The sequence below is a fragment of the Sulfurospirillum deleyianum DSM 6946 genome, assembly GCF_000024885.1.
GTDB lineage: Bacteria > Campylobacterota > Campylobacteria > Campylobacterales > Sulfurospirillaceae > Sulfurospirillum > Sulfurospirillum deleyianum.
The window spans coordinates 273504-286168 of record NC_013512.1 but is presented as its reverse complement, the minus strand read 5'-3'; the positions used below and the strand labels follow the sequence as shown (position 1 = coordinate 286168).

The window sequence follows — 12665 nt, the reverse complement described above, 5'->3', positions numbered from 1 at the left end:
TGTAAAGATTAAGAAGGCGTTATTATACGCTTTTTCTTTGGTGGTTTTGCTGTTTTCTTCTCATAGAGTGGATTTTTTTCAAAAATAAAAATCGTGTATTTGCCATAGGTAAATGAATCAATAAAATCAGGCATATTGGACGCTTTAATCCCCTCTTGAAAAACTTCACAATTTTTCTCATCGGTGACAAAAAAGACTTTACCCGCTGTGGAGTCTTTTTGATACCAACGGTCATTGGAGAGCCAGTGCTCTAGTTTAATTCCCTCTTTACTCATAATAATCGGGCGAATATCCACTTCACTGTCACTAAAGACGGTATAAATATGTGAATCCCAATACGTAGCATAACCAAAGTGAAGCCCACGACTACGAAGTTCTTCGACAAAAGCAATGCGTTCATCCACCAAAGCTCTCCACTCCTTAGGCGAGATATACTGCCACGACGTACCAAGGGCTAGTATAAAGCAGAGAGAAACTAAGAGTTTGACAAACAGAGCGTAAAAACGCCACATCATCACATTACAAACTAAAATCATCATGAGAAAAGGAGAGATATAACGAATATTATTACGTGCTGCCCAAGCATGTTCATGCAAACCTGTGGTCGCATACAAAACAAAAATCAACGCAAATCCCACATACGAAAAGAGTACAAAAAAACGCTCCGTAGCGCTCATTTGGAAAAAAGAACCTTTTACATGTAAGAATGGAAGGAGCAAGACCATAGGGTAGAGAAAAAACTTTAAAAGCGCAATACCTCCCTCAAGGGATGCGGCAGGTACATTATTTCCCCACTCTGCACCAATAAAATTAAAAAGTCCTAAAAAAGCGTGTGCCACATGCACAGGCAAACGCTCAAGCCCAATTAACGCTGCTTGATTCGCTCCTCCCGCCACTTTTAAATTCTCTAAAAGGCTTTGGTGTGCCACAATACCTATCGCCATCACTGCTAACGCAAAGAGAATAATAAGAATACGTTTAAGAGAACGTAAGCGCTTTAAGACACCCTGAAATGTTTTTAACGAATCTTTTGCCAAATAAAGGCTAAGACCCAACGCGCCTAAAAAAGGAATCACATAATAGACAAAAAAACGAACAGGATTGGCAAGAACCAGTAGATAAAGCAGTGCCATAAAAAAGATAAAGGCTTTAATTTGTGTCGCAACACTGAGCACATGAGGGCTCAATTTTCTAAAAATAAACATAAACGCTATCATAAACAAAAAGTACCATGTATAGGCCGCTTCTCCATAAAGTTCTCGCAGATACATTGGCGAATAACCCACGCACACGACAATGCCACCCATCAACGATGCAGTACGTGAGAACATTAAAGAGCGTAAAAAAGCATAGACAAAAATTATCATAAAAATAGTGACAAAAAAGACCGTAAACGCATGGGCAAAATAGCCATTTTTACCCAAAAGTACCCAAGGAATCACAAGAATTTGTTTATAAAAAACCCACAAATCGTTATTGACATACCACCAATGGGAGGGGAAAAAGCTCCCTGCGTATACCATCTCTTCAGCTAAAATATTGGCAATAGCCGCATCGGAGTTAAAATAAGCACGATAGGTTTTAAAAATGTAGAAACTGATCTCATACAACACGACATTTAGGAGTAAAAACGCACCAAAAAGAGGCAGTGTTTTTTTAAGAAAATGTTTTTTGGCGTGCACGATTACTCTTTATTGGACAAAAATTCAATCGCACTCTGATAGTAACGACTCTGCTCTAATCCCTCTTCTTTCAGCGCATTGACATACAAAATCAATCGTTCATCAATTTTATTGACAATCTCATCCATATCATCCGTTAAGATGATGAGTTCCACATCCTCAGGACGAATGGTATGGTGTTCCACCAATGTTGTTTGAATAAAATCCATCAACTTTTCCCAATACGCTTTACCGTAAAGAAAAATGCTAATTTTGGTAATTTTTTTGGTTTGAGTGAGCGTTAGGGCTTCAAAAAGTTCATCAAGCGTTCCAAAGCCACCAGGAAAAATAATATAGGCTAAAGAGTATTTTATCAGCATCACTTTTCGCACAAAAAAATAATCAAAGGTTAAGTGTTTGGTTGTAAATTCATTGCCTGATTGTTCATGCGGAAGATTAATGTTTAAACCAATGGACTCACAGGCGTTCGATTCAAAAGCACCTTTATTGGCAGCTTCCATAATCCCTTTGGAACCACCTGTCACAATAGAATACCCCTTCTCACCCAAACGCTTCGCTAACGTGTAAGCCTCTTTGTAGTAGCGATGATTCGCATGAAAACGAGCACTTCCAAAAAAGGTCACAGAAGGTCCTAAATCCTGAAGCTCATCAAATCCTTTGACAAAATCAGACATAATGCGAAGCACACTCCATTCATTGGTGCGCTCAATATCTTTAATGCGTTTTGATTCCTGCATGGGCTCTCTTTAGCGTAATTTCTCTAAACGTTCACGTTTGGTACCAATTTCTCCAATTTGCACACCAAAGTTACCATCCACAATCACCACCTCACCCATCGCAATCACTTTATCCCCTACTAGAATTTCTAAAGGATCATTAGCAAGTTGGTCTAACTCTATCACTGAGCCAATATCCATACTCAAAACATCTTTTAATAACATCTTCTTAGAGCCTATTCGCACACGAATCGGCAATCTCACATCTTTAATTAATTCTATATTACTAATCTCTTCTGGACTCATACTGGGAACTACTTTTTTAGGCTCTATCAAAGCGGATTCTGGAATACTTTCTTTGGGTGTATCCATACGTGGCATATCTTCAACAAGTGGTGTAAGCTCACTGGATATAGCAAAAGCTATCGTATCGTGCGACATATGAATCGCTAAATTATAAATAAAAAGCTTCTCATATCCCCTAAACTCAATCTCGCTATTCGCATCAATATACTCAACACTTTCAATATCAAACTCGAGCTTTGGCATGTTTTTTTGACTAGCGAGGGAGCGTGAAAAAGAGCTTAATATATTGGAAACAATCTCTTTGGTTGCATCCAAATCCTCCGCATCCATCTCCTCTTTTTCTAAACCCTCTCCACCGAGCATCATATCACCAATCGCAGTCGCTATGGATGTCGCAACCGTAACACGCATACGTCCATGCATATCACCGCCGACAGAAACATCCAATCTTGCAAGAGGAGGACTCAGCCTAAGTTTACTCTCGGTACTCTCTTCTTTATTGAGTTCAACCTGTGGTGCAATACCCGTTAAGCCTTCAATCGTTGAAATTACTTCTTGTTGCAATAATTGTACAAATGTATTCACACCTTACCCCTGTTGTGATATATCAAATGATGAAATTTTAGACTTACGAATCTGCTCCAACTCTTCGAGCTCTTCTTTGACTTCATCTTTATCGGTTTTCACCAAACGCTCTATTTTAATTGACTTATGAAAACGATGCAAACCAATCTCCGCTAAAAAAAGCTCTTTTTTGTCAATCATCACAATCGCCTTATCATCAGCGGCTCTATCAAGACGAACAATATCCCCTTTTTTTAGCTCCAAAAGCTCACCCACAGAGAGTTCTGCTTGACCAATAATCGCCTCATTGAAGACCTCTGCGCGAGAAATTAGCGTATTAAGCTCTTTATTGCGACTCTTTTTCGCACTCGTTTCTCCTAGCATAATATCACGGTTGGCAAGACGAGAGAGAATAGGCTCCAAATAGATAACAGGATAACACAAGTTAATCATTCCACTAGAATTGCCGATAATAATCTCCATCACCACCATAATGACAATCTCGTTTTGAGAGACGATTTGTACAACATTGGGGCTAGACTCTTTGGTTTCAATGGCAGGATACATATCCGTAATAGGCGCCCACCCCTCTTTAAGACGCTGCATAATAATACGCAAAATGGCATCTAAAAGATTCAGTTCAATGTCTGTCAGTTCCCTTGTTGCCTCGTATGACTCACCCAAACCTCCCAAAAGCCTGTCAATCATCGGAAAAGCAATGGATGGGTTAATCTCAATGATACAATTCCCATCCAACGGTTTAATCGAAAAAACGTTAAAACTCGTAGGACTAGGCAGTGACATCAAAAACTCACCATAAGTCATCTGATCCACAGAATGAAGCTGAATCTCGACGATACTTCGCATAATTGCGGAGATTTGAGAGGCTAAGTTACGTGCCATTTTGTCATGAATACCTTTAACCGCACGCAACTGCTCTTTTGAGACACGATTGGGGCGTTTAAAATCGTATAAAATAACCTGTTTACTTTCAGTATTGTCAAGTTCACTGCTAAGGGTATCACCATCTTCTTCAACCACTTCTAAAAGTGCATCTATCTCTTCTTGACTTAAAATATCAGCCATGGTATAACCCTAATTGTTCTTTGAGTTTTGCTAACAGTTTTTTATGAATTTGTGAAATTCGTGACTCACTAATCTCTAAAATTTCACTGATCTCTTTAAGATTGAGCTCTTCAAAATAGTAGAGCTGAATAATCATCTGTTCACGTTCATTAAACGTTGAAAGAATGCTTTGAACCATCTCCATCAACTCATCTTTTTCTACTTTTTGTGCTGTATCTTCACCTGAGAGAATCGTCACTTGTTCATTGAGTGACATCACAGAGACAATCATCGCACTATTGCGTGCTTCAGCTATTTTTTCACTATCTTCGCCCAACACTTTTGCCAAATACGCATCATCAGGCTCACTCCCATGTTCACCCAAATAAGCAGTAATTTCTTGATCAACCAATTTAATGAGACGCCTGTTAGCCCTGCTCATCGTATCAAGGGAGCGTAAGAAATCGAGCATAGAGCCATACACACGTTTTTTACCGTATCCCCAAAAAGAGTCATTTTGGTCTTTATCATAGCGACGGGAGAGTTTAATCATCTCCTCTGTACCAATCGAAATTAAATCATTCACATCCACAGAAGCTGGCAAACGCTCACGTAACCGATACGCCATAGCACGAACCGCAGGAAGGTATTGCAATACAAGTTCATCTTGCTCTTTTTTTAAATTTTGACTGTATGGGTTAGGCTGCTTTTTGACCATAGGATTCATTGCTTTCCATCGAGCCTTTCATGAATTTCTCATACTGCTGGTTCATATTATCTAAACTGGCTAAAAGATTATCCATCACTTTTTCTCTGCTTTCAAGCTCTTGAATAAAGTAATCTCCAATATTTTCATGCTCTTTTTTATTAAAAATAAACGTTGCGATTTTATCAAAGTCAAAGAAATTAATCACGGCTACATGGATAATGAGATAAAACACCAAGGTAATTTCTAAGGTGTAAAAAAGTATCTCCTCAGCCTCTGAGAAATTAAGTATTGAAAACATCAATCCGATAAAAAACCCACAAATTGTAAAAAAATAGATGAAATTCTCTGCCTTAACCATGCATCGCCTTTATGGAATGTATCTAAAATTGCTCAATAATACGCTTAAAAAAGCTTCCAAAGCCTTTTGAGGTATCTGTTTTAAGCACTTTTCGTTCCAATTTATAGACAAGATTGTTGACAATGTGTTTCATATCTAAAGAAGCTAAAGAGTTAGGCGCATCATTGGTAAAAAGGGTACGCTGTTTAATACTTTTTGAAATAAGCTTATCCTCAGGTAATTTGCCAATGAGATTAAGTTTTAAACCATTTCCTATGTTAGCTTGTGCGACTTTATTGATCTTATCAAAAATGAGTTGTGCCTCTTTCTCGCTTTTCGTCATATTTAAAATCACATGGATATAAGACTGTGTCTTACTGGTAATCTTAATCGTCGCATACGCATCCGTAATAGCCGCAGGGTCTGGAACGGTGACGACAATCACCTCATCCGCTGCTTCTAAAAAGAGCTGAATATGCTCCCCAATTCCCGCACCCGTATCAATAATCATAAAATCAACATCATCAAGCACTTTTGTCTCTTCTAAAAATCGCTCATAGACAAACTGTTCAGAGTATTTTAAAATTTCATCGCCGCTCTCCCCTGGAATAAGGAGAAGATTTTTTTTGATGGGTACGATGATATCGCTTAGGGAACACTCACCTTTGAGTACATGTAAAATATTTTTATCAATACGCACATTTAAAATGACATCTAAATTGGCAAGACCAATATCCGCATCAAAAAGAGCGACTTTATAGCCGTTATTGGAGAGTACATTTGCCATATTGGCACTCACGGTACTTTTACCCACGCCACCTTTACCGCTCGTGATGGCAATAAATTTTGTGCGACTCTGCGTCTTGGATGAAACAGAACCAACCAGTTCTTGAAGTTTATTTGCCTGTGTTTCCATCGTTACCTCTTTTTTTCTCAAAACCCTCTAAAATACACTCGACCAAAAAGTCACTCGATGCGGGAACAATGTCATCAGGAACCTCCTGCCCAATCGAAAAATAACTCACAGGTTTATCCGTATCATAAATCAAAGAAAAAATCGTTCCAAATGCTTTTGTCTCATCAAACTTTGTAAAAATTAAGGTATCAATATCTAAAAAAGAGAAATTTTTATAAATCTCTTTTAAATCTTCCAACTTACACCCTGCGGAGAGGACTAAATTGACATCAATTTGCAGTTGTGAATTTTGTAAAAATTTATTGAGTTTTACCAATTTTTCTTTATCGTATTGCGAACTTCCCACGGTATCAATCAAAATGACATCACAATGACTGAGCGAAGAGAGCGCATTATTAAAATCATTGGGGTCAACCACATCTTCAATAGGCAAACGCATCATTTTGGCATACGCAAAAAGTTGCTCCACCGCACCAATTCGATACGTATCAAGCGTAATAATGCCAACTTTTGAGCGTTTTTCTTGAATGTAAGAGTAACGAGCCGCTAGTTTGGCAATGGTCGTAGTTTTGCCCACACCTGTGGGACCCACAAACATCATCACCCGTTTGTTTCCTTTTTGAACTTCCGCTTCTACTCTCACAGGAATCAGTTTACGAAGCAACACTTGAAAATAGCGCTTAATGGTCTCTGAGCTGTTTTTCATACGTCCTGGCATATGCTCCAACGTGAGATTCATAATATTTTCTAAATGATCCTCGCCCATACCGCTTATTTTGGCTAATTTATAAATTTCAGAAAATTCTGAGGGAATGGCTAAATGGTTACGGATTGGTGCTTTTTCTTCCCAAAACATCTCTTGAATGAGTTTAATTTTATCTGCAAGTTTATTGATTTCGTTTTTGATATCACCTAACTCTTCACTGGGTACGCTTTTTTCAGATACCTTTATTCCCTGAGACAAAGAGGGCTCACTCGTGGCTTGTGCAATTTGAGAAATTTGTTTTGCCGCTTCTGAGAGACTAAAGAGGACATCTTCACCACCACGTGGTTTTAGAGACTCTACTTTTTCCACTCTAGGTGGCGTACTCTCTTCTTCAATCGCTACCACCACCTCATAAAGTGCGGAAGAGCTAATGGTTTTTTTGCGAATCTGTTTGGTACTAATTACCAGCGCATTTTCACCGCACTCTTGTTGTGCCCGCTTGAGTGCTTCTGCTGGCGTTCCACCACTAAACGTATGAAATTTCACCCTTCTATCCTTTAAAACGTTTTAACGCTAAGAGCGGTACACCCACAGATAAACGCTCCTGCCATTTTGGATGGGGAACGATGACATGTTTTTGATGACGCCTTTCATGATTGAAAAATATTATATCTAAATCAAGGGTTCTTGGACCATTTTTAAAAAGACGCACCCGTCTAAAGCGCTTCTCTACATGTAAAAGTATTTTCAGCAATGCGTTTACATGTAAAGAAGTTTCCACGACCATCACGGCATTGTAAAAATCATTTTGATGAGCATAGCCAAAGGGTGGATTTTTAAAAAGAGGAGAACTCTCCTCTACATGCAAACGAGGGTCATCTTGGAGCAAACGATAGAGGGCAACAAACCGTTTCTTTACCTCTCCCTCATTGCCTCCTACACCAATCAATGCACGATAGGTATAGGCTTTTGCACTGCCTCGATAGGAAGGAAAAAAACGAATCTTCTCTAACTTCACCCCATAATCTCCGCACCATTGCTTCGTACACTAATCGTATCTTCAATGCGCACCCCAAACTGATTGGGCAGATAAATCCCAGGTTCTATGGTAAAGACCATATTTTCCTCAATGATCGCCTGTGAGCGTGCGCTAATCACGGGTAATTCATGAATATCCAATCCCACACCATGCCCTGTGGAATGCACAAAATAGCGTCCATATCCCGCTTTTTCAATCACTTCACGTGCGGCTTTGTCAATCTCACTGGCTTTTACACCCACTTTCACCGCTTTAAGAGCCATCTCTTGCGCCTTTAAAACCGTGTCGTACACTTTTTGTCTTTGCGTATCGCTAAAGTGTTGCTCTTTTTCAAAGCGAAGCGTTCCATCAAAAAAGGCGGTACGGGTTCTATCGGAGCAGTAGCGCTCATATTTCACACCCGCATCCATGAGCACCAAACTTCCTTTTTGAAGCGTGCTATCCGTAGGCAAAGCGTGCGGTTTGGCGGCATTGGCATCAAACGCAACAATGGGCTCAAAACTGAGCCCCAAACTACCTTGACGTTTTAAAAGCATCTCCGCCTCAAAAAAAGCTCTCTTCTCATCCACGCCCTCACCCAAAGCAGAGAGATGCTTCGCAAAAGCATCAAACGCCTCTTTGCCAAACTGTGCTGCTCTTTGAAGCTTTCTTAGTTCATCTTCAGTTTTGATGATGCGTTTTTGTTGTGAGAAATTGGGTCTTTTTTGAAACGTGATGGAAAGTTTTTCACTCAGCTTTGCAAAACGCTCAACGTTCCACTCCAACGGGTTGTAAGCCACTGTCTGAATCTTGCTTTTGCGCATCAGTAACCGAGCAGTTTTGAGCAAATCACCTCTATCGCCCTCTAATACGTGCGCATTGGAGATGAGGCTTGAAGCCTCCGTCGTATAGCGTCCATCGGTAATAAAAAACGCCTCGCTACCGAGTTTTAAAAACAGAGCGTTATCGCACGAGAAACCGCACTCATAAAAGAGTGCGTTCTCATCCATCAGAATGTAGTTATTCACGTTAGGCTTGGGTAACTTGTTGTGCCGCTTGGGCTTTACGAAGGGCGTCAAGTTCGCCTAGCATTTGCATCATAGAAATCATCGCAAGGTGGTAACCAAAAGGACCAAAACCGCTGATTTGACCTGTGCATACGGGGGCTGTCATGCTTTTTTGGCGAAACTCTTCACGTCGATAAATGTTGCTAATGTGCACCTCAATCGCTGGCAAAGAGACCGCACTAATCGCATCACGAATGGCAATAGAGCTGTGTGTATATGCCGCTGGGTTGATAATAATACCATCCGCATCACCTAAACACTCTTGAATTTTATCGACAATTTCACCCTCTAGGTTGGATTGAAAAAATTCAATTTCAAAGTTATTTTGCTTTGCAACCGCTTCCATTTGAGAGTGGATTTCCTCTAATTTCATCGCACCGTACACATTTTGCTCACGATGACCGAGCATATTGAGATTTGGACCTTGAATCACAACAATTTTCATGCATTACCTTTTGTTAAAAATTTTGTTCTATTATAGCTGTACTTAGTTTACGATACAATTACACGAATTTATGGTTTAATAAAGGAAAAGAGTGACACTGATAACCGCCGATTTTGTTCTTACATGTAACGAACAATTTGAAATCATTGAAGAGGGTGCGGTGCTTTTTGATACGCAGATTTTAGAGGTAGGAAAAGCCTCCATTCTCAAAGAAAAACACCCCACCGCAACGCTACTGCAAACCCCAAAAAACAGTGTGCTTCTACCAGGTCTTATTAACAGCCACGTGCATTTAGAATTTAGCGCAAACCAAAGCATGCTACGCTATGGCGATTTTATCCCATGGCTTCAATCGATCATCGCACACCGAGATGAACTGAGCGCACTTGCAACCACGGAACTCATGACATGTAAACTACATGAGATGCTTAAAAGTGGAACCACGAGCCTTGGTGCGATTAGCAGTTTTGGAGCCGATTTGGAAGCGTGTGTGAACGCCCCGCAACGTGTCGTTTATTTTAATGAAGTCCTAGGCTCCGTGCCTAGTGCGGTTGATGTGATGTACAGCGATTTTAGAGGACGATTGGAAGCGAGTAAGGAGTTTACATGTAAACACTTTATCCCTGCTATTTCAGTCCATTCGCCCTACTCTACCCATCCTATTTTGGCGAAAAAAGCGCTTCAACTTGCCCTTGATGAAGGGTGTGTGGTCTCTACGCATTTTATGGAGTCTCCAGCGGAACGGGCATGGATGGATGAGGGAAGTGGAGATTTTCAAAGCTTTTTTAGCGCCTTTAATCCTCACGCCAAACCGATGTGCACAAGCGTGGAGTATCTTGCTCTTTTTGAGAAAAATGCCACCCTTTTTACGCATGGCGTTCACGCCAATCAAGCAGAGTTGCACACCATCGCTGAACAAAACGCAACCCTCACCCACTGCCCTGTCTCCAATCGCCTCTTAGGCGTGGGAGCACTTGATGTAGAGGCTGTGGAAAACGAAAACATTAACCTGACACTTGGAACCGATGGACTAAGCTCCAACATCTCACTAAGCCTCTGGGATGAGATGCGAAGTAGCCTTATGATGCATTCAGACAAAGCGCTAAACACCTTAGCCAAAACCTTGCTTCAAAGCGTTACATGTAACGCCGCTCATGCCTTAAAACTACCGTGCGGTGCTTTAAAAGAGGGCTTGGCTTCGGATATGATTGTGGTGACGTTACCGCAAGAATGCGCCATTGAGACCCTTCCTTTACAGCTTATTTTACACACCCATCACACCCATTTAACTTTTATTGACGGAGAAGAACTATGCTAGAAACCCTTAAAAAACCTTTTCTTTGGATAGGCGCTATTTTTACCTACATCCAAAACCACTTTAAAGCGATGCTTTTTTTACTGCTTTTGGTGCTCATTTTTGGCTCACAAGATGAGCTTAAAACGCCTAATCTTGCGATTGTCAAGCTTGAGGGTGAGATTTTAAATGTGGAAGAGATTTTGGAGAACATCGACAAAGCACAAAACGATGAAAACATCAAAGGTGTGCTTTTACATGTAGATTCCCCTGGTGGCGCACTGGCTCCTTCCATTGAGCTTTCTATGGCGGTAAAACGCTTGGCAGAGAAAAAACCTGTCGTGGCGTATGCTGGGGGAAGTATGACCAGCGGAAGTTACTACGCCTCCATTTGGTCAAACTACATCATCGCCAATCCTGGAGCGTTCATAGGCTCCATTGGGGTTTTGTTTCAAGCGCCCAATGTAGCAGAGTTGGCTAAAAAACTGGGCATTTCTGAGCAGGTCTTAAGTGCGGGAGAGTACAAGCAAATGGGCACCTTTACCCGTGAATGGACGCAAAAAGAGCGAGGTGCGCTCAAAAATTTGATTGATGACGCCTATGATTTGTTTGTTAAAGATGTCGCTACGGCTAGAGGACTTAACCTTGCCAAACCTGATGAGTTTGCCAACGCACAAGTTTTTATCGCCAGTAAGGCGCTCAATGTGCATCTCATTGATGAAATTGGCTCCCTAAGCAGTGCCAAAACCAAAGTGGAAGAGCTTGCCAATATTACGCACCCCGTATGGCAAAAACCAGATGCGATGGATAAATGGATGAAAAGATTGGAGAGTAGCGCACACCTTCCTCTTTTAAACACCATGGGGTATTTAAAGTAATGAAAAAAACCTCCGCCTCCCTTGCCTTTTTGCAATACGTTTATGTGTTACTAGGAACTATGTCCATGGCGTTTGCCGTCGTCTGTTTTTTATCGCCTAACAATATGGTCACGGGAGGGGGCATTGGCATTGCGCTCATTTTGCACTATCTCATTGACTCACTGACCCTTGGAACGCTCATCATTTTGGTGAGTATTCCTTTTGTTATTTTGGGGTTTGTCTATTTTGGAAAACAGTACACCTTTAAAACCCTCCTTGCCATGTTGGGAACCTCGTTTTTTACGGACTTTTTTAGAGAATTTCTGAAACTTAACCCCATCACCGATGACATCCTTTTAGCCGCAATTTTTGGCGGTATGTTTATAGGACTAGGTGTGGGCTTGGTCATTAAAGGGCGCTCTTCTACTGGAAGCACTTCCGTGGTCGGTGAAATCGTGGCGATGAAGAGTAAGTTTAAAGCCTCCGAAGTGCTTTTTGCCATTGATATTAGCATTATGTTTGCGTTTATCCTCACGCACGGCGACATCAAAAAAGCGCTGTATAGTATGCTTGGCGTTTACGTGACCGCTAAGATGATTGATGTGATTTTAATTGGTCGTCCACCTCGCAAAGTGGTGCAAATCGTCTCCAACAATGTTGAAACCTTAACCGAGCAAATCAGAGAGCGCATCGAAGAGCACGGCACGATTTTTACAGGCGTGGGACTTCACCACCAAAAGCAAGTCAAAACGGTGATTTTGGTCACCGTCGAGAGTGCAAAAATCCAACTGCTAAAAGACATCATAAGAGAATACGACCCCGAAGCGTTTCTCATCATCTCCGAGGCCTCAGAGTTTTTAGGAAGAGACTAAGCGCTTTCATTGAAAGTGTTTTTTATGATTGACGGTATAGTGTAATACAGGTGTGGTATTTTTTATTTTTTAGGCTGTTTCTTATATAATGTTCGTTGAATAAATAGTTAT

At 40.8% G+C, this 12665-nt stretch carries 14 protein-coding genes; 3 read left to right on the top strand and 11 right to left on the bottom strand.

Annotated features, from left to right (window positions below; all coding sequences use genetic code 11):
- Positions 1 to 8 precede the first annotated feature (8 nt).
- The 11 genes from SDEL_RS01530 to aroQ are packed head-to-tail and all read right to left on the bottom strand — an operon-like array spanning position 9 to position 9531.
- On the bottom strand, positions 9 to 1682 hold the full coding sequence (locus SDEL_RS01530; RefSeq protein ID WP_012856103.1) for a hypothetical protein: 1674 nt from the start codon (positions 1680 to 1682) through the stop codon (positions 9 to 11).
- A gap of 2 nt (positions 1683 to 1684) precedes the next feature.
- On the bottom strand, positions 1685 to 2419 hold the full coding sequence (locus tag SDEL_RS01525) for an LOG family protein (RefSeq protein ID WP_012856102.1): 735 nt from the start codon (positions 2417 to 2419) through the stop codon (positions 1685 to 1687).
- Between the two features lie 9 nt (positions 2420 to 2428).
- Entirely contained in the window at positions 2429 to 3289 is an 861-nt protein-coding gene (gene fliY, locus SDEL_RS01520) for a flagellar motor switch protein FliY (RefSeq protein ID WP_012856101.1), read from the bottom strand.
- A 3-nt stretch (positions 3290 to 3292) separates the two neighbouring features.
- A complete protein-coding gene (fliM, locus tag SDEL_RS01515) occupies positions 3293 to 4354 on the bottom strand; it encodes a flagellar motor switch protein FliM (RefSeq protein WP_012856100.1) in 1062 nt (353 codons plus the stop codon).
- Positions 4347 to 5051 carry an RNA polymerase sigma factor FliA gene (locus SDEL_RS01510; RefSeq protein WP_190275670.1) on the bottom strand — a complete coding sequence of 235 codons (705 nt, stop codon included), beginning with the start codon at positions 5049 to 5051 and terminating at the stop codon, positions 4347 to 4349. Before SDEL_RS01510 ends, fliM begins: the two co-directional genes overlap by 8 nt.
- Positions 5032 to 5400, bottom strand: coding sequence for a hypothetical protein (locus tag SDEL_RS01505; RefSeq protein ID WP_012856098.1), 369 nt, complete (start codon positions 5398 to 5400; stop codon positions 5032 to 5034). Before SDEL_RS01505 ends, SDEL_RS01510 begins: the two co-directional genes overlap by 20 nt.
- Before the next feature lie 22 nt (positions 5401 to 5422).
- Complete coding sequence (locus SDEL_RS01500) at positions 5423 to 6295, bottom strand: MinD/ParA family protein (RefSeq protein ID WP_012856097.1); 873 nt, start codon at positions 6293 to 6295, stop codon at positions 5423 to 5425.
- Positions 6276 to 7547, bottom strand: a complete 1272-nt coding sequence (flhF, locus tag SDEL_RS01495; RefSeq protein ID WP_012856096.1) for a flagellar biosynthesis GTPase FlhF — start codon at positions 7545 to 7547, stop codon at positions 6276 to 6278. The genes SDEL_RS01500 and flhF overlap by 20 nt, the downstream gene beginning before the upstream one ends.
- Positions 7548 to 7551: 4 nt before the next feature.
- Positions 7552 to 8019 (bottom strand): 2-amino-4-hydroxy-6-hydroxymethyldihydropteridine diphosphokinase, encoded by a 468-nt coding sequence (folK, locus tag SDEL_RS01490; protein ID WP_012856095.1) that lies wholly within the window; start codon positions 8017 to 8019, stop codon positions 7552 to 7554.
- Positions 8016 to 9047 (bottom strand): M24 family metallopeptidase, encoded by a 1032-nt coding sequence (locus tag SDEL_RS01485; protein WP_041666218.1) that lies wholly within the window; start codon positions 9045 to 9047, stop codon positions 8016 to 8018. Before SDEL_RS01485 ends, folK begins: the two co-directional genes overlap by 4 nt.
- Position 9048: 1 nt before the next feature.
- Positions 9049 to 9531, bottom strand: a complete 483-nt coding sequence (gene aroQ, locus SDEL_RS01480) for a type II 3-dehydroquinate dehydratase (RefSeq protein WP_012856093.1) — start codon at positions 9529 to 9531, stop codon at positions 9049 to 9051.
- A gap of 91 nt (positions 9532 to 9622) precedes the next feature.
- Between aroQ and mqnF the strand changes: the two genes are divergently transcribed.
- From mqnF to SDEL_RS01465, 3 genes are read left to right on the top strand one after another with little or no spacing between them, the layout of a single operon-like run.
- Complete coding sequence (gene mqnF / locus SDEL_RS01475) at positions 9623 to 10849, top strand: aminofutalosine deaminase family hydrolase (RefSeq protein ID WP_012856092.1); 1227 nt, start codon at positions 9623 to 9625, stop codon at positions 10847 to 10849.
- The gene (gene sppA / locus SDEL_RS01470; protein WP_012856091.1) at positions 10843 to 11703 is read left to right on the top strand and encodes a signal peptide peptidase SppA; all 861 of its coding nucleotides are present in this window, start codon (positions 10843 to 10845) and stop codon (positions 11701 to 11703) included. The genes mqnF and sppA overlap by 7 nt, the downstream gene beginning before the upstream one ends.
- A complete protein-coding gene (locus SDEL_RS01465) occupies positions 11703 to 12554 on the top strand; it encodes a YitT family protein (protein ID WP_012856090.1) in 852 nt (283 codons plus the stop codon). Before sppA ends, SDEL_RS01465 begins: the two co-directional genes overlap by 1 nt.
- Positions 12555 to 12665: the final 111 nt, after the last annotated feature.